This window comes from Nostoc sp. 'Peltigera membranacea cyanobiont' 213, assembly GCF_002245975.1.
Lineage (GTDB): Bacteria > Cyanobacteriota > Cyanobacteriia > Cyanobacteriales > Nostocaceae > Nostoc.
Genome location: NZ_NOLI01000156.1, coordinates 1 through 17,888, shown reverse-complemented (window position 1 = coordinate 17,888; position 17,888 = coordinate 1). Strand labels below are relative to the sequence as shown.

Below are 17,888 nucleotides of genomic sequence, written 5' to 3'. Positions count from 1 at the left end.
ATTAGTACTCTGCTTCAATTTGATAGAGTGCAGGATTAGCAACAAAGAGGTAATTGTTGTTCAAAAATCTCATTTTGAGAAATACGTTTAGAGAATGCCGATTGCCACGCTTCTTTACTAGACCATTTTGCAATATTAATAAATTGAAATCTCTCGGTTGGGTCAAGACTGCGATGTAACTTTGTATCGATAAACCCTGGCTCATTTTTCATCAACAGAGCAGTCTGATTCCATTTGCGAAGAAATTCATCTTCCAAACCTTGAGGAACAGAGAAGACATTGATCAATACCACAGGTGAATCCATAAAGGCAGTTCTTTTAACTCTGTCATGCTAGACAATAGCATTTATCAACAGAAACTTGAATGTACCTATAGTAGGATTATACAAGTTTTAGATGCTGCTCACCGACAAAAATCATCAACTCTCAACTCGCGCCACACGTCAGACGGTTGCCACCCAGAGTTGCCAACAGAGATCAGAGGACGATAGTGTTCAGAAGTGTAGTCCGATTTTGATACTTCAATGTACACAGGTGGATTTGGTTCAATCACTGTTTCAGGAATATTTTGGCTCTCAGGCATCTCAATGGGTTCAGTCGGTGGTGGGGTTACTTCTGTTTTCTTGCGAACTGGGTTAGAGGTTTTTTTGATGAGTCGTTTCATATCTATAGGAATCATTCGGCTTTCCACAAAGAACAGATATCCCAGAATACAAGAACTTATCAGCAAATCAGAGACATTTTGCCATAAAGTTGTATGGGCATGGATTGCTTTTTAGGGACGGGAGCGGAGCGCGATGCCAAATAGCCATTCGTAGAAACAGATTTAACAATAGCTATGATGTTGTCTACTTGCATATCCAAAGAATATTTGCCGACCAATGGTCGGCAAAAAGGTAGCAATTAGTGTTGACAAAATAATCGCGGTAGTAATTAGGATCGGGAGCAATGCGATTTTGTGAGGTACAAAAGATAGGTAACATAAATTACCTAAATTTTTAGCGCTCGCTACTTAGAAAAGGCAAAAACAAGGAACTTGGACCTCGGTTTATTGGGAATAAGCCCTGGTAATTGAGATATAAAATCCGATCTCACATTTTCGCATTGCTCCCGTTGTGTTCTCGGCACGAGAAGAAAATCTTCGGCAGGTTTACGACTGGTTGAACTGGCCACTAGGAAAGCCAATAAGGTTGCAAATACCGGAATTAACTGAAGAAGAACTCCAAAGTGTTGTCGAACACAGTCCTCGCCTCAAACCACTATTATCTCTTAGTCAGCTTTCGCCAATTCTCAAGAATCCATTGATGTTGAGGCTTCTGGAAGACCCACGTATACTTCCAAATCCAGAACACTTACAACCTGTTGCTACGGAGATTGAAGTAAGCAATGTGTGGTGGCAAAGAGTCGTTATTGGTCAAAATCTTGTTGTTGGTGAAGCCAGAGAGCAAATACTTAGAAATATAGGTGAACAAGCTGTTAAATCTCCCGGAATTCGACTCCGCATTGAAAATGCTTATCCAGAAGCAGTTGTTTCTCTAAAACTAGATCGGATTCTCATTCAAGATCCTGATCGGCGATTGTTTCGCTTTGGTCATGATTTACTTGAGGACTGGGTGATGCTTCGCGTACTAAATGAACATAGAGAGGATCTGCCTACTTACCTCAAACAGTTGGGAGAACCTTTCGGTATATTGAGAGCAATTCAGTTACTGGGAGTCGCTCTACTGGAAAATCATGCTACGGCTGAATCTTGGATAAACTTGATTGAACAAGTTGAACAAGCTTCGGAACTTTCTCCTAGATGGCGGCAAGCGTTACTAACTGCACCTTTAGTATCTCCACGTTGCAGTGAATTGCTTGATAAAGCTGAACCATTACTCATAGCGGATAATGCACAAAGGCTTATCGAGTTGCTTGTTGCGCTACGAACCTTGGAAGTAATGCCGAACTTTTCACTAATGTATCTATTTACAAAAGCAGAGCTAGAGTCAAGCGATCGCGTAATGTCGATTTTAATGAGCGATCCAATCCCACGATGGTCAGTATGGGAACCTTTCATGGGTTGGTTGCTAAAACACCTCAATGATTTACCCACCAGTGTTCGTCCAGAAGTTGTGAAGCTAATGGAGATTTGGCAAGTAAAGTCACCAACAGGCTCAATTTATCGAAAGGAAATTGGCGAAATAGCGATCGCATGGCTTAAGGAACAAGAAGCAAGCAGAGGTTGGTAATGTCGAAATATCACGAATATGAAACCAGTTTACATAGAATAATCCTGTACTCAGCAGATGTTCTGCCAGAGCAAGTGGAAACTTATCTCAGCGAACTTGCTAAGTCTGAGAATGACGAAACAAAAGAGGAGGTAATTTCTAAAATTCAAGACTTTAAGCCTCTTGTCGATTCAATTCCCAGAGGATTTGTTGATTTTGTAATCAGTGTGCTAATCCAAAAGCCAGTTAAACCGAAAAATCACCCTCATATTCGTAGAAGAATAACTAGCTCACTAGAAAATAGAAACTTTGGCATAAACGATATCTTGAATTTCATCCCGCCTGCACCTATTCAAGGGCCATTCTTTTTTCTCTTACTTAATCATGAGGATGAAGGACTGCGGCTAGTCCATGCTCTCACCAATGCAGCATCAGAAAAATGGCGTAAATATAAACAGCGACAAGAAATTGACCAACCTAAATTGACTCCTTTACCAGTCACTATTAATTTACCCTCTGGTTATCGTGAATTTTGGGGTGATACTCAAGTTTATTGTTGGTTTCGAGGAACAACTGATGGCCCATATACTGTAATTTCTGCCTTGATGGCATTAGAAGAGTGGATGGAGAGACAGATTGAAGCAGGTAGAGATGTTGAAGCTCTTTTTGAGAAGGTTTTATCTGAAAGCAATTCTGTTGCTGTACTAGGTATTTGCTTAAGTATGGCACTTGCTTATCCTGAAAAGTGCTTAAAAGTATTGTTGCCAATTGTCAGCTGTCCCGATATTTGGGAAATGGACATAAGTCGTCTAGCTTATGACAGCACCAATTCATGGGATGGACTTAAGGAATGGGAATGGGATGAGAGTAAGAAATTATATTATGAGGTTCTGGAAAGGCGGAATAAAAGACCGCAGCGATCGCGGGAGATTAGAGGTTTAGCGATGTACTATGTTTTGTCAAGTGATGACTTTTTAAGAGTTGCATTCGAGCAAGCAGTTGAGAAATTTACAGAAAACCTTCCCTTTCGTTATCAACAAGAAAAAACAGACCCAAACGCTGTGGCTGCTCTTAGAGACAAGATGGAAAACTATCAAGTATTTGGGAGGAGAGAAAATTATCAGCAACAGCAAGTAGGTGAACATTGGCACATCTGGGTTGAGCGTCCCGAAGAAATTAGAAAACGCAATGAGGAGCTTCTTAAGGCTAACGTTGAATTGGAACGTTGGCTTGGTGTATACCTATGGGCAAAAGAGACTATAAAAAATGGCAAAGCACAGGAGAGAATGACTTTAGAAGAGACTGTTAGCGCAGCTAAGGAATTACAAACATCTGAAGACTTTGCAGAAATGGAGCAAGAAGATATTCATGCTTCTGTTACTCGTTTGAAAGCAATAGTTGGTGTTGCCGCAGCTATTCTCATTGCAGATTTTGAGTGGTCAAGAACACAGAATCATTTGGAATGGAGCCGTGCTATTTTACTTGCGGCTGCTCGTATGCCTAAAGCATCCATGTATGCTATGTCACCATCTAGCGTGAAAGTTTATGCTGGGCGAGGTTTAGCTTTATTGGCTACTCATGGTGTAGCAGATACTGAAGTACGGCAGCAGATTCTCCAGTTAATAAGTGAGTCACTAAGGCGTATTTCCGATGCTGGAGAAGTGGTAAAAGCAGTATTTGGTGGTCTAGCAAATGCCTGGAATGTTGATCCAGTGTTGTGCTGGAACGCTTTGAGCCTTTGTCTCTCGCTATCTGTAATTCCTGGGCAACTTTACTATGGAACTCGTGTTGGGCAATTTGAAACCAGCTTTGAGGAGCTAGAAACTTGGGAAGACAATGTAATTCAGAATCACTTTGACTATTTAGCAAAAGATGAAATACCTGAATTTCCTAGAATCCCCACAGCAAAAAATATTGTTTTTGTTCACGAGAAAACTAAGTATGGGGTTTATGCTTTGCCACTTACAGAATTGTGTCGAGACTCCAATACAAAAGACAAATTAATTCAGCTTTGTGACGATTTAGTAGCTCGAACAATTGTAGACAACTTGCCAGTGGAAGATAAAGGTTATTCCCAGTCTCATAAGCCCTATATGTGGAATCATTTTATCTTTGATTGGGCAGCATATTTAGCACAATCGATAAGTGTTGAGGAAACTCGTCAGCACATTTTGACACCATTGCGAGACAATTGGTCTCAGATTCCAGAACTGACAGCCGATCTTCTGAATGGATATATCAGTCATCAAATCGCTTACGTCGAGGGGCCAACCGCACAAGCTTTAGAAACTTGGAAAGAAATTTGCAACTGGGTACTGGATAGTCCAGAAATTGCTAGAAGCACCAGTTATGACTACCTTGATCGGGATACTGGGAAAGTTTTACAACTGATCATCTTTACCCAGCATGGTAGTTCTCGTATTAAGGATGATTGGCAGCACGCCCACCTTTTTATTGATATTTTTGACAAGTGGGTTAGCGTAGCTGGTCATACTCCTTACGCTTATAGTCATCTTTTTACAATGCTCAATGGTATTGGCAGGCAGTTTGCACCAGAACCAACACTCGAATGGTTAAATCGATGCTCGAATAATGCTGTTCATGACCTTTGGAGTGAACAGCGTGGGAATGGAAGACGGACAGCCGAATTATTAAACCGTATTTGGAATGGCTTTGAGCAACAGATTCGTAATGATAAGGCAATCCTACAACGGTATTCTAATCTGGTGTATCAATTGTTGGAAGCTGGTATTCCCCTTGCAAGTATACTTCGACAGAAGTTAGAAGGGCGAGGAAGTTCAGCTTGAACTCCCCATAGGTAAGATTCAACCCCAAGCAGAGGAAACAGTCAATTCTACTTCCACTGGTACTTGCTGTAGATATAGCGAAAATTATCCATGCAATCACAGAATTATAACTAAGGAACTAAATATTTAAATATTATTGAACTTGCTATAGGAGTAAAGACATTGACTATTCAGCTATCGCAACCTGACTTCCAACGCCTCACCCGTGTAGTTCAAAATTTACCCGATTTTGCTGATGTACGCGGTCGCCAAGATTTTCTTACAGGAGCTTTTGGAGGAGATCCGAAAGCAGACATAATACTAGCGCGGCTAGATTGGGAAGGTAGCCCCATGAGTTTCTCTGTGAGGATAGTAAGCTTTTTGTCGCAGTTTGGACAGGTTGCTTACGGTAAAGAAGCCTTGGCAGTTTTCCTCAACCATATTCAGAACTATATCGGCGATAGTGATGATAAAGACTTTATTCTGGGCTTATTTCAAACATATCCTCTCCTAGATGTTGCCAGTACTCGCAGTCGCTCTATTGATTCTTGGCGCGGAACTGACAGTATAGTTGACATACAGGAAAAAATTATTGGGGAAGATACCCTACGCCACATTTACATTTTAAACCTGGCTCTGGAAGCATCAAAAGCTGTGGTGCGTATTGCTACTCCTAAAGGTACGGGTACAGGGTTTATGATCGCACCTGATTTACTAATGACGAACAATCACGTCATTAAAACTCAGGAAGTAGCGGAAAAAAGTAATTTTAGCTTCAACTATCAACTGGATATCAACGGTAAAGAATGCCCAACACAGATTATTGGGGCTTTACCGGATGGTGCTTTTTACACTAACGAAGAACTGGACTATACAGTAGTAACCCTCAAAGAAGTACCCGACTTTGGCAAACCCTTAATCTTCAAAAGTAAATTAATGCGGCGAGATGACCGCGTAGCAATTATTCAGCATCCTGGCGGTCATTTGAAGAAAATCTCCATACAGAATAACTTTGTTGCTTACGCCGATAATCAAGTGTTGCAATATACTACTAGTACAGAACCAGGTTCATCGGGGTCGCCTGTTTTCAATGATGATTTTCAGGTGGTTGGTATTCACCATAGCGGTGGTATGTTAGTAGAACCAAATACCCAACAAAGGTATTTACGTAATGCAGGAACGAGTGCGATCGCTGTTTTAAAGAATTTACAGGCTAACGCACCAGAAATTTACACACGGTTGCAGAGGTAATGTAAATGGCAGAAATCAGTGGTGAAATCATTCAAGAATTATTGCTTGTCCTCAGACCATTTATGTGGGATAAACAACAACGCCGATCTTATCTTTTCATTGCTTTAGGGACTAATGCAACCGTTTTAAACCGGCTGGTATGGGATACACCTGTAGATGTATTCATTCCCCAAATGGTAAACGAACTGATATTATCTGGAGAAATTGCCCCTGGAAAGCCTACAATTTGTGCATTATTAGAAGTTATTCGTGAAAATGTAGGTGTAGACAAACAGCTAGAAATTGATAATTTGCAGCAAAAGATTATAGAAGAACTGACAAAAAAAGAAAAGTCAAGTTCAGTTGAAACTGACAAACACAGCAGATCCAAGCAAATGAGCTTCATTACTGAACTGCGAACCCGTTTGATTAGTGACAAACAAGTTTATGACTTATCCCGAAACGAAGAGTTTGCAGATTTTAACTTTATAGGTTTGAAGGAAACTCCCCTATCAGTAGATTTAGTGGCTTTTACCAAAGCTGATGACTTTACCGAAAAGCAGATTGTGGATCTACGTGATAAGTTTTTCAACATTACGCAAATCGTATCTTATGATTTTGGTTTAAAACCTGGCCCAAGAATGCCAAATGGTCTTTTGGGTTTGGTGTTTGAAGATGAATGTCCTCGTTCTTTAATAGAGTTTATTAAAAAACAGACAAAAATCTCCCACTGGCAAAGAAGCGCTGTCCTTGTTTCTTGGGTAATTGATGTTAAATATAAGCAAATCCATACCCATAACAATCCAGTTTCATTACTGCCCCCTGTAGTGATTATGGAAGATTCGGTATTTCCCGGATTAGAATATTTAAAATCTTTTATATATACCTATCGTTCTCCATCTATTCATTTAGATAACGATACAAAAGCAAGTATTCAGAATTTTGTTAGATTAGAATCAAGATTAGAAGAAATCTATAAAATTATCAAAACTATGCCAGAACAACAGTCTAAATATAACTTTCCCAACGCCAAAAGAGTACAAATTTTTGAGCAAGTTGATACTTACATTGAGAATAACAATATTAATGAGCAAGAGATCAAGCAATCATTGGAAGATTTGAGACAATTGATCGAAAAATTACAACAGCAGTATCCTAATGCCAGCGAGGAGCAAGCTGCTGCTATCATTGATGCTGAGTTTAAAGAAATCCAGCGTACTCAACCCCAAAGATGGCAGAAGATATGCAGTCTCAAACGCCTATGGAACGGTGTGAAGAAAGGTTCTCTCAAAGCTGGTGAGCATTTTGTGGAAGAAACACCTTGGGGTAAAGCAATCATTGGCTTCCTTGAAGGTATTACAGATGAGACAGAGTAGTAAGCAATTTGAGCATTACTGACATAATAATTAAGGTTTAGCGCATAATAATCGATGTCTGTAAACAGCGAATTAATGCAAAAAATATTACACCTGCTCAGACCCCTGATGGAGAATGAAAGCCAACGCCGGGGGTATTTATTCAGGGCATTGGGGACTAATACGCCTGTTCAGTATCGGCTAGCTTTTAATACACCTACGAATGATTTTATTCCTAATTTAGTGAATGAATTAGTTGCTTATGGTGAAACATCCTCTGGTAAACCTGCACTTTGTGCATTATTAGAAGTGGTGCGTGAAGATGTGGGTAATGATATTCAGGTACAGATTGATAATTTACTGGAACAAATTAATACTAGTCAGGTTGGGAATCAAGAACCAGAACATATATTAACCCAGGTATTTAAGACAGCACCATTGTTAGACGATTGGCATCAACTAGAAACCAAATTAAATAATTGGTTAGCTCAAGTTTCATTTTCAATAAAAATTCACACTATCCAAGCTGAGTATAATTCTACTGGGGCAATAATTTTTGTCAATTTTGTAGAGCAAAAAATCAAGTATGATCTAAATCTACCTCTGAAAGCCAGGGTATTTCATGGTTTAAACGATGCGATAGTATACAAAGAAATTTATAAATTTTCGTCAACTCAAATCAAAAGTTGGACTTCAAATGTTACGTCGTTATTAATTGGTTTTGGGGTTTTTGCTGTAGTAATTTTTCAACCGATTAAAAAAGATTTTAGCGAATCAAAAAAACGAGTAGATATCTTAGATGGTCGCTACAGAAATATTAATACCATCAAGGGACATTCAGATTCTGTTTTATGTGTTGCTATTAGCCCAGATGGAAAGATCCTTGCTAGTGGCGGACGCGATCGCACAATAAAATTATGGAACTTGACGACGGTCGAATTGCTAACTACTTTAACAGGACACTCCAGCCCAGTTCTTGCTGTAGACTTTAGTCCAGATGGGCAAACTTTGGCAAGTGCCAGCAATATGGAGTTTCAGGATGGTAATATCAAGTTGTGGGATGCAGGGACAGGTAGAATTAGACAAACTTTAGGCAGTTCGTTGGTTGCTTTACAAACTAGTTGTGTCGCCTTTAGCCCTGATGGACAAACCCTCGCCACTGCACATTTTGACGCTGCTATTAGACTTTGGCATCTCAGTAACGGAAAAGAGCTACGGACTTTAAGGGGGCATGGATGGGATGTCAATTCTGTTGCCTTTAGCCGTGATGGGCGGTTTTTAGTAAGCGGTGGGGTTGATGGTGCAATAATGATTTGGAATTGGCGCAATGGAGAGAGAATACGTACTTTAAATCGCCCTGCTGATTTTTTTGGTTCAATGTTATCATTTTTTGACCGTTCGGTAGGGTCAATTCGGTCAGTTGCTATTAGCCCTGATGGACAAATCATTGCTAGTGGAGGTACAAGTGTTGGTGATAATGGTGTTTCTAATCCACCGATAAAGCTATGGAATACAAGTACTGGAGAGGAAATACGTATTCTTACTGGACACACAGCTTCTGTTCAGGCGATCGCGTTTAGTTCAACAGCAAAAATTATCGCCAGTGGAGGCGAAGATAATACAATCCGAATTTGGAATTATCAAACGGGAGAACTGATACAGACTCTTGAACCTCAAAGTCTGGTAAATTCTCTTGTTTTCAGTCCTCATGCCAAAATTTTAGTTAGTGGTACTGATGATTCCAAAATTAGGATTTGGGGTGTATCTTCCTAATTGTACGTATATCTGTTTAATTTCAAAGATGATAAAAGTAATACAGGCAAGATAAACCAAACTTCCCAGGCATATACACCCCTTTCCAGTGCTAGTGAACTGATGGCAATAGGTAGCGATTTAATAAACAAGTTATTGCCTCTGCTCAGACCTCTGATGGAGAATAAGGACGAGCGTCGAGGACATTTAACAAGGGCGTTGGTTGGTGCGTCTGTGTTAAACCGTCTGGATTGGAGTGGGAGCAATGCGATTTTGTGAGGTACAAAATCGCATTGCTCCCGTTGCTAGATTGGTTTGCAGTGTTGCGGCAATTTCCTGAAGATGAGGTGTTAAAGCAGTTAGAGGGAGAAATACCTTTTCCAGAAGTTCTGTTGAAGAAATGGGAAGACCATCTGCGGTATTTGAAGTATGAAACTTGAAGAACTACCACTGTTGGATATTTTTAACAGCTTGCGACAACGGCATGGTTTGCCGTTGGGGGTTGAAGAATATCTGGTGGTTGTACGTAGTTTAGAAGCGGGTTTTGGAATTAGCAATAAACAAGAATTAGAGCAGCTTTGCTGTATGTTATGGGCAAAATCTGAAGAGGAAAATCGCCTGATTCGACGGTTATTTGAGCAGATGTGGAAGCAAATTGAATCACATCCAGTAAATTTTGATTCACCTACACAAGAAAATTCTCAAAATTCCATAGACCAAAACCCATCAATAACTGACATACCAAATTCAATTTCACATTCATTTACACAAAAAAACTCCCAATCTTCCTCAATCGAAACACCAACATCTGAAGAACCTTCAATTGATGAACCGTTACTTGATTTAGAGACAACTCCCACTATTACACCAGAACCAGTGCAAGCTGTCCAAGCTGTGCGAAGTAGTCGCAAAGATAGGGAAATGAAACGCCCTAGCTATATGCTTTTAACAGAATATTTTCCTGTTACCAAAAGACAAATGAAGCAATGCTGGCGTTATCTGCGTCGTCCGGTGCGCCAAGGAGTAGCCACAGAGTTAGATGTTGAGGCAACGGTAGCAAAAATTGGGCGTGAGGGGATTTTACTCCAACCTGTAATGATGCCACCGCGTACAAATCGCACTGATTTGGTGCTACTAATTGACCAGGAAGGCTCGATGGTGCCGTTTCACGATTTATCGCGTCAGTTGGTGGAAACGGCACAACGGGGAGGACGATTGAGAACAACCAATGTATTTTATTTCCACGACTACCCGGATGAATACTTATACCGTCATCCGGCGATGCTTGATGCCAAGGCTGTTTCTGAAGTGTTGGAGGAAATTGGCGAACGAGCGGCAGTATTAATTATTAGCGATGCTGGCGCAGCACGGGGGAATTTTGACCAAGAACGGGTTGATAATACTAAGGCATGGATTGAGCAGTTACAGCAGTCGGTGCGTTATTATGCTTGGCTCAATCCGATGCCGAGTGAATGCTGGCGACAAACAACTGCTGGGGAAATTGCCCGTTTTGTGCCGATGTTTGAAATGAGTCCGCAGGGGATGAATGCGGCAATTAGTGTGTTGCGGGGTCGATATATTGTAGTAAAAGAGTTGGATGAATCTTTATGCTTTTAGAGTTAAGACAATTGATGATTCAACCGGGACAGCAACTGTTAATTGAGGACGTTAGCTGGCAGCAATTTGAAAATATTTTGGCGGAATTAGGAGAACATCGCGCTGCCAGAATTTCCTATAGTCACGGTTTTTTAGAAATTATGGTTCCCTTACCCGAACATGAAAAAGCCAAAGAAATTATTGGCGATATGGTGAAAATTTTACTGAATGAACTAAGTATCAATTATGATGCTTTAGGTTCAACCACCCTAAAAAACGAAAAAATGAGTCAGGGAGTAGAACCGGATACTTGTTTTTACATTCAAAATCAAGCGGCAGTTATTGGTAAAAATCGCATAAATTTAAGTGTAGACCCACCCCCAGACTTAGCCATAGAAATTGATTTAACTTCTCGCACACAATTGGATAATTACCAACTTTTGGGAGTACCAGAACTTTGGCGATATGGAAAACAAGGCTTACAAATTAACGTCTTGCAAGGTGGAAAATATGTAGAGTCAAATTTTAGTCCTACTTTTCCAGATATTCCGATAATTGAGCTAGTAAATCAATATGTCCAGCAAAGTCAAGTTGTTGGTAGTAGCCAAGCAATTCAAGCTTTTAGAAATTGGCTGCGGGATAATATTTAATTGTGCCTTTTATTTGGAATAAGTTATTTGCAATGGCAGTCAGTTGAGGTGATTTGATGCCTACCACAAACAAGGAGCGGGAAATACGAATCGCCCAAAGAAGGGTTGAAGGGTTTGCCCAGCAGTTTGGGGAAGCACACCGCAACTTGGCTCGTCACGCGGCGTTTCCTTTGGTGCTTACGCCTGACTTACTCTACCAAATTTGGGCAAACTTTGTCCCTGAAGCCCCTTGGACGGCGGTAGCTCATGTGTTGCTGTCGCGGTTGTGTCGCCAGGTGGGTTATGAGATGTATGAGATGGATATTAGTGATCGAAATTTGTTGTTGCGAGAACTGAAGGAGGAGTTTGGACAGGAACAGTTTGATGAACTGGGAGAGTTTTTGCTGGATTATGTGGCGCAAGCGTTGGTTGGGGATGATCCAGATATGCAGGATTTAGCACAAGCTCAGGAGTGGACAGCGTTGGCGTATACTAAGCCTGGTGAGGCGGCGCGGGAGTTGGCACAGGCGTTGAGCAAGAGGGTACAGCAGGAGGAGATGGGGGAGGTGTTGCGTCTTGCTTCTTTCATGGAGACATTTGCTGAACCTTTGGTGGAAGCAGGGTTTGAGCTTTTATTACTTTATTCAGATGGTATTTGTAGCTTTGCTAAAGGTGATTTAGAGACAGCTATAGATACACTAAGTCAAGTGCTTAAACATGGAAATAAATTAGAAATTACTGGAGTAACCATATCAATTCCCAAACAAATATTAAATAGAGTAGTTATGTTTAGTTATCAGATAAAACTAGAAGGAGAAGTGTTACGAGTTGGATTCAATAGAGTCCTACCTGCTCAGGGCGATCAAATTGTACGAGATGCTTTGGAACAATTAGAGCAGATGATTGACTCTGGGCAAATTTCTGGCGGAAGTCGCATCCTAATTGACGGGCCCCAATCTGTTCCTGTGGCTTATGTTATCGCGCATAAGCTGGCTAAATTGTATGAAGTTATTGCGGTTTTCGACCCCAGCATTGGTAGAGGTAAACATAGATATAAAACATATATCGTCACAATTACTAACTCTCGAAAATATCGAGTGGGAGATTTGATTGAAACAAAAGAGCCGCAACAATCAAAGAGTTCAGTTATTAAAGTGGTATTATGCGGATCACCGAATTCGGGGAAATCTGTGTTGCGAGATGGCTTAAAAAGAGCGATTTTAAGCAATTTGAATGCTCCTTATCCCTATGTGATCAGTGCTGATTCTGATGGGGGGTGGTCACATTTTCAAGAAGCCTATGAAATGAATGAAGAATTAGCCAATTCCATCAAAACCTTCTCTAAAGCAGATTTAACCCCAGAATTTGCGAAAGAAGCAGCCCAGTGGGTTCGTAGTGCGAATCAGTTAATTAACATTATTGATGTTGGGGGTAAAATCTCTGAGGAAAACAAAATAATTATGCAGTCAGCTACTCATGCGATTATTTTGTCAGGAGATTCAAATAAGTTTGCTGAGTGGGAAGAATTTTGTGAGTCAATTGGATTGAAAGTTATTGCAAAAATTAACAGTCAACTCAACGTAGAGCAAGACGAAGTTTTTCTCGTTGATAACTGGAAGGATAAAACCAATGAACTTTTAGATAAAGCACCCTTACTAACGGGCACGGTTCATAAATTACAACGAGGAGAAAATGTATCAACCCGCCCAATAGTAAAAGCGCTAGCTGAAGTGTTAATTCATTTGACTCAATATTAAACTGTAGACTTTTTTTGAAAATTTATGATAGTTTATTAACCCTGCTAGCAAAAAAATAGAATTAGAAATTACATAACCGTAAATTCTCGAATCCATATAGACTATTATTATCTATAAATTTACCAAAAAATTCAAGATTATTGAACAAATGTTTAGATTTAAATTAAAATTTACGAAGACATAGCAGGCGCAATTTCTGCAATAATTGGTTGATACTCGCGACTTGAAAAGGGGCGAAAACCATCTAGAGCATTGACACTCATTTTACATAACAGGCGAAATTGGAGAGGTGTTGGAGGTTTATTGACACGCTCTACCCGCACCTCTAAGTTAGAATTTTGTCGAAGCAACTCAAAAATTTCTGCAAGCAAATATCGCGGACAATAACCCACAATATAATGGTCTTCGGTATTTAAAATTAAAGCCTGAGAATCGTAGGGATTTTGAAATTCGTGAGCTAGCCATAACTTTTCCCCAAATTCAAGCTGATTAATCCGCTCAATGGCACTGCTTGGCAGATGTCGCAGCCCATGCGAGAAAAAGTAAAGATGGTATTGTCCTTGTTCATCAACTTCTGGACAAGGAAAAACGGCGAGTGTATCTGTTTCTCGTTCGCCACCACTGCGGGCTAAAATTGTAATTGGGTCATTTTCATCATTCGGAATATTGAGCCATTCAATAAAACTTGAGTAATCGGGACGCGATCGCGACATTAACCGATTAGCAAACACTGGAAATAATTGAGTTGATGTATAGATTTCATCTAAGCGTGGAAAGGAAGACAAGGCTTTAAAAGCAGATTTCTCTTCAGCTTCTTTTACACCTTGGGTATAGACAAATTGATAGATACCTTGGTCAAATGTTAACCGACCAATGGGGAACCAAAAGCGACTAATAGGGTCTTGCCAAGCTAGAAATAATGTTCGTGTCTTCGTTTTTGCTGTTTTCAAAGTAATGTTCCCCTTGGTGTTCGGTTTCTTCTGAGGTAGATTCTGTTTTCGTTTTCGGATAAAATTACTAATAAATTAGCAGGCAAGAGGCAGATAATGTCAATCGTCAAAGTTGAAGTACAATTATCTTCAGAAGAGTTGCTCAAAGCAGTTGAGCAATTAAACTTGTCTGAATTAGAACAATTTGTATCGCAAGTTATTGTTTTACAAGCGCAACGTAAAGCTACTAGACTGCCGCAAGCAGAAGCGGAATTATTACTCAAAATCAATCAAGGCATTCCTTCAAATATTCAGACAGATTACAAAGAATTGATTGCTAAACGAGATGATGAAATTCTCACAGAGGATGAGCATCAACAGTTATTGCAATTAACTAAGGAAATAGAAAAAATCCAAGCACAGCGTCTAGAAAATTTAGCAGAATTAGCACATTTGCGTGGGATTTCACTAACTGCTTTAATGGAAAACTTAGGTATTCACGCAACAAATCATGTCTGAAAATAGAGTGACAGCGCAGCAAAAAAAGTCTGTGGTTAAGCGAGCTAATGGATGTTGCGAATATTGTAGAAGCCAAGAACGCTTTGCTATTCAAGCTTTTTCTGCCGAGCATATTATTTCCAAGAGTCAAGGTGGAGAAACAAATCTAGATAATTTAGCTCTTTCTTGTCAGGGTTGCAACAATCACAAATATAATAAAATCCAAGGTGGTGACCCAGTAACTGGTGAAACTGTACCTTTGTATCACCCACGTCAACAATTATGGAATGATAATTTTGCATGGGATAATGATTTTACATTAGTTATTGGTTTGACTCCAATAGGGAGAGCTACGGTAGAAACCCTACAGTTGAATCGAGAAGGAGTTGTGAATTTGCGCCGAGTATTATACGCAATGGGGGAACATCCTCCATGTTAATAATTGATAACAATTTTGACTATTTGTTCAGCAACTGCAAAAACTCTCCCCACCCACAACTAGCAAAATCTGACCTCTCGTAAAATTGAGAATAACCCCTCACTGGAGAATAAATCGACAACCCCTTCACACGCTCAAATCTTACTCCTGAAGTAACATTTGCTAAAATTAACTGCGGTTCCACTTCAATAATCATCAAATCCATTGCTTCATCAATCACTTTGGTCAATTCATCACTATCACCAGCATATTTATCCCGGAAAACTTTCAAAAAGTCATATAAATCTACAAAATCACTATCTTTAAAACGCACTGCTTTACGTTGAGCAAGAGACAGCGCACTTTCAGTATAAATATCTTCTTCTTTCACCAATTGACGCAAAATAGCCGCTAATCTTCCCAACGCCTCCGCCAGTTTCTCAACTCCTCTCAAATTAGTCGCTGATTGAGTAATTTGAGCGACACTGCCCCGTGATTCTCCTTCGTAATAGCGCCCGTACTCCTGTACAATTAACTTCGCCAATACTTCCGATGTCATTTCTGGATTGGCAGTTAAATTCTGCAAAATTGCTGTATAGGGATAACCTGTTAGGGGTTCTACCTCTTGGGATGCAACCATATAATTAGCATTTGTTCGCAGTTGGTACGCCACTTCCACCATGCCCATTAAACAGGCATCCATGCCAATTAAGCTAACTTTTTTACCCGTAATGGCTTCTGCTTCCTGAAAAGCCTGCTGAAGTTTGGCATTATCCAGGAAGTCTAAAGACGAATCATCAAAAGCGATCGCTCGTGAATCTTCATTCTCCAGTTGCAGCACTTCCGTAATTGACGAAAGGAAAAAAGCACGGGACAACCGCCGATGATTTCGGGTAAGGGAACGCACTTCATCCTGACTCGCCTGAATTTCTACACCACGCGATCGCGCAAAAGCATAAATATCATCTTCTTTCCAGCCAGTACCGTGATTCCACAAAATCACCGCGTAGTTTTCTGCGGGATAATTTTCAATTCCCCAAACAATAAAATCCCGTAATGCACGAGGATCGCCCGTATTCTGCTCTGGGATATTCTCAATTTGCCTGGGTTCTTCTGAAGGGCGGATATATATGCGGTATGTGTGTTCGCGGTCAGATAAAGTATCAAACTGCACCAAAACAGCCACATCTGGAGTAGACCCCACAGCTTCCATCTCTGCAATATCTTGATAGCCTTGCGCCTCCATCGGAGCCATCAGCCTTTTACCTTGAAGTTGCTCGAAAACTTTGCCGTTATCCCCGGCCATGTAGACCATCATAGTCCAGCGACGATTCTTTTGAGTCATGTTTCAACATTCTGCATTTAGAGTTTCTTCTTTTTATACAAATCTATCGCTGCGATTACCGAAAATTATACAAACTGTTAGTTAATTATTTTGCTTTTGAGTTCGGTAAGTAGTTCCTCTGCTTGGTTAACGTTGCGGCTATTAATAGCGGCTTTCAAGTTGTCTAAAGTTTCTAACAGTGGATTGTCAGATGTTTTATCTTGATTAATCACACGTTGCAGTCGGATTATTTCTTCTTCTAACTGAAAAATCCGATTGGTAACAGCGTCTTCATTTTCATGCACTTTCGCTTCTTCAAGTTTCTGGTCTACCTCTTGTTGAGTCAAGCGATAAAAGCGGTCAAATGTCTTCTCTACAGGTTGTCCATCGGTGGTGATATCTTCCGCCAAAACATGGAGAATGCCATCATGGTCAACTTTGAACATACAATTAACCCGAACTTCCCCAGCCGGACGAGTAGTTGCTAGGTTAAGAACCACTTCACCAATAAATTCATTGTCCCCTGCAACTGGTCGTTCACCTTGATAAATGCGGAAGCGGATACTTTCTTGTCCGTCGCGCTGAGTAGTAAAAGCTTGGGAACCCTTGCGCCACTTGGTAACTGGTATCGGTTCATTGGCACAAATAATCGCATCCATCTTGCTGTTAGCTAACTCAATTCCCAAGGACAGGGGTGTTATATCCCAGAGTTTCACCTCCTCCCGAAGATAACCACATAATCTTGCCCCCTGAACCGCCGCACCTCTGGCTACAGCTTCATCTGGATTTACAGAGTCGTTGATTGTCCAACCGTAGCGATCGCGCAATGCTTGCTTGATAGCGGGTAATCTGGTTTGTCCACCAACTAATAACACTTGGTCAATATCTTTGGCTTGTAACTTTGCTTCTTTCAAAGTTGCATCGCAGATATCTAAAGTGCGGTTGATAAAAGGTTGCACAAGTTTTTCTAACTCAATACGAGTTAATGTTGCTTCTAGCCCCAAACATTGATTTTTGACAGCAAAAAGATTTGGAATACTAATTTGATACTCTGTGGCTTGAGTCAGTGCAATTTTGGCAATTTCTGCTGTTTTTCTGAATTGGGAACGCAAGCTATTATCTTCTGCAATAGGTAAATCTACATCATGCTGCTGCTTGAACGCTTTCTTCATCCAACTCATAATTGCTAAATCTAAATCATCCCCACCTAAATGGGTATCGCCGCTAGTAGCCTTTACCCGAAACAAACCATGTTCAATTCTCAGAATTGAAATATCAAATGTACCACCACCCAAGTCATAAACCGCGACTGTTTGGGGTTCTGTACTAGGGTGTTGACTTTGTGGGAAAATTGTCCACAAAAGTTCATGCAAATTCTGTGTCGTCATCCGAGGTTGAAAATAC

General features: G+C 40.4%; 17 protein-coding genes. 12 read left to right on the top strand and 5 right to left on the bottom strand.

The annotated features are described in order from the left end of the window. Positions 1-35: 35 nt before the first annotated feature. Together CDG77_RS28890 and CDG77_RS28885 are read right to left on the bottom strand one after the other, a co-directional pair. Complete coding sequence (locus tag CDG77_RS28890) at positions 36-305, bottom strand: antibiotic biosynthesis monooxygenase family protein (protein ID WP_223270037.1); 270 nt, start codon at positions 303-305, stop codon at positions 36-38. A gap of 98 nt (positions 306-403) precedes the next feature. Continuing rightward, positions 404-664: a hypothetical protein gene (locus tag CDG77_RS28885; RefSeq protein ID WP_223270036.1), complete on the bottom strand. Its 261-nt coding sequence runs from the start codon at positions 662-664 to the stop codon at positions 404-406. 451 nt (positions 665-1,115) lie between these two features. Between CDG77_RS28885 and CDG77_RS28880 the strand changes: the two genes are divergently transcribed. The 10 genes from CDG77_RS28880 to CDG77_RS38950 all read left to right on the top strand — a co-directional run bounded on the left by CDG77_RS28880 (position 1,116) and on the right by CDG77_RS38950 (position 13,315). Then, positions 1,116-2,231, top strand: a complete 1,116-nt coding sequence (locus CDG77_RS28880; RefSeq protein ID WP_143857114.1) for a hypothetical protein — start codon at positions 1,116-1,118, stop codon at positions 2,229-2,231. Continuing rightward, on the top strand, positions 2,231-5,017 hold the full coding sequence (locus CDG77_RS28875) for a hypothetical protein (protein ID WP_094332691.1): 2,787 nt from the start codon (positions 2,231-2,233) through the stop codon (positions 5,015-5,017). The genes CDG77_RS28880 and CDG77_RS28875 overlap by 1 nt, the downstream gene beginning before the upstream one ends. Before the next feature lie 162 nt (positions 5,018-5,179). Continuing rightward, positions 5,180-6,247 carry a trypsin-like peptidase domain-containing protein gene (locus tag CDG77_RS28870; RefSeq protein WP_094332690.1) on the top strand — a complete coding sequence of 356 codons (1,068 nt, stop codon included), beginning with the start codon at positions 5,180-5,182 and terminating at the stop codon, positions 6,245-6,247. Between the two features lie 5 nt (positions 6,248-6,252). Next, positions 6,253-7,602 (top strand): hypothetical protein, encoded by a 1,350-nt coding sequence (locus tag CDG77_RS28865; RefSeq protein ID WP_094332689.1) that lies wholly within the window; start codon positions 6,253-6,255, stop codon positions 7,600-7,602. 54 nt (positions 7,603-7,656) lie between these two features. After that, positions 7,657-9,354 (top strand): WD40 repeat domain-containing protein, encoded by a 1,698-nt coding sequence (locus CDG77_RS28860; RefSeq protein WP_094332688.1) that lies wholly within the window; start codon positions 7,657-7,659, stop codon positions 9,352-9,354. Further along, positions 9,355-9,612, top strand: coding sequence for a hypothetical protein (locus tag CDG77_RS38065; RefSeq protein ID WP_094332687.1), 258 nt, complete (start codon positions 9,355-9,357; stop codon positions 9,610-9,612). It begins immediately after the preceding gene. Beyond that, entirely contained in the window at positions 9,609-9,773 is a 165-nt protein-coding gene (locus CDG77_RS35840; protein ID WP_223270035.1) for a hypothetical protein, read from the top strand. The genes CDG77_RS38065 and CDG77_RS35840 overlap by 4 nt, the downstream gene beginning before the upstream one ends. Next, positions 9,763-10,950 (top strand): hypothetical protein, encoded by a 1,188-nt coding sequence (locus CDG77_RS28850; protein WP_094332686.1) that lies wholly within the window; start codon positions 9,763-9,765, stop codon positions 10,948-10,950. Before CDG77_RS35840 ends, CDG77_RS28850 begins: the two co-directional genes overlap by 11 nt. Next, a complete protein-coding gene (locus CDG77_RS28845) occupies positions 10,941-11,579 on the top strand; it encodes a Uma2 family endonuclease (protein WP_094332685.1) in 639 nt (212 codons plus the stop codon). The genes CDG77_RS28850 and CDG77_RS28845 overlap by 10 nt, the downstream gene beginning before the upstream one ends. 56 nt (positions 11,580-11,635) lie before the next feature. Beyond that, complete coding sequence (locus tag CDG77_RS38950; protein WP_317615942.1) at positions 11,636-13,315, top strand: hypothetical protein; 1,680 nt, start codon at positions 11,636-11,638, stop codon at positions 13,313-13,315. 170 nt (positions 13,316-13,485) lie between these two features. On the opposite strand, the gene CDG77_RS28835 is transcribed toward CDG77_RS38950, so the two are convergent. Then, entirely contained in the window at positions 13,486-14,265 is a 780-nt protein-coding gene (locus tag CDG77_RS28835; RefSeq protein WP_094332684.1) for an HIRAN domain-containing protein, read from the bottom strand. Between the two features lie 96 nt (positions 14,266-14,361). Between CDG77_RS28835 and CDG77_RS28830 the strand changes: the two genes are divergently transcribed. Continuing rightward, positions 14,362-14,763, top strand: a complete 402-nt coding sequence (locus CDG77_RS28830) for an STAS/SEC14 domain-containing protein (protein ID WP_094332683.1) — start codon at positions 14,362-14,364, stop codon at positions 14,761-14,763. Next, positions 14,756-15,181 carry an HNH endonuclease gene (locus CDG77_RS28825; protein WP_094332682.1) on the top strand — a complete coding sequence of 142 codons (426 nt, stop codon included), beginning with the start codon at positions 14,756-14,758 and terminating at the stop codon, positions 15,179-15,181. Before CDG77_RS28830 ends, CDG77_RS28825 begins: the two co-directional genes overlap by 8 nt. A gap of 19 nt (positions 15,182-15,200) precedes the next feature. Here the strand turns inward: CDG77_RS28825 and CDG77_RS28820 are convergent, their stop codons facing one another. Together CDG77_RS28820 and CDG77_RS28815 are read right to left on the bottom strand one after the other, a co-directional pair. After that, positions 15,201-16,505, bottom strand: a complete 1,305-nt coding sequence (locus tag CDG77_RS28820) for a clostripain-related cysteine peptidase (RefSeq protein WP_094332681.1) — start codon at positions 16,503-16,505, stop codon at positions 15,201-15,203. 77 nt (positions 16,506-16,582) lie between these two features. Beyond that, positions 16,583-17,888: Hsp70 family protein (locus tag CDG77_RS28815; RefSeq protein WP_143857113.1), on the bottom strand; the 1,306-nt coding region annotated here is incomplete at its 5' end.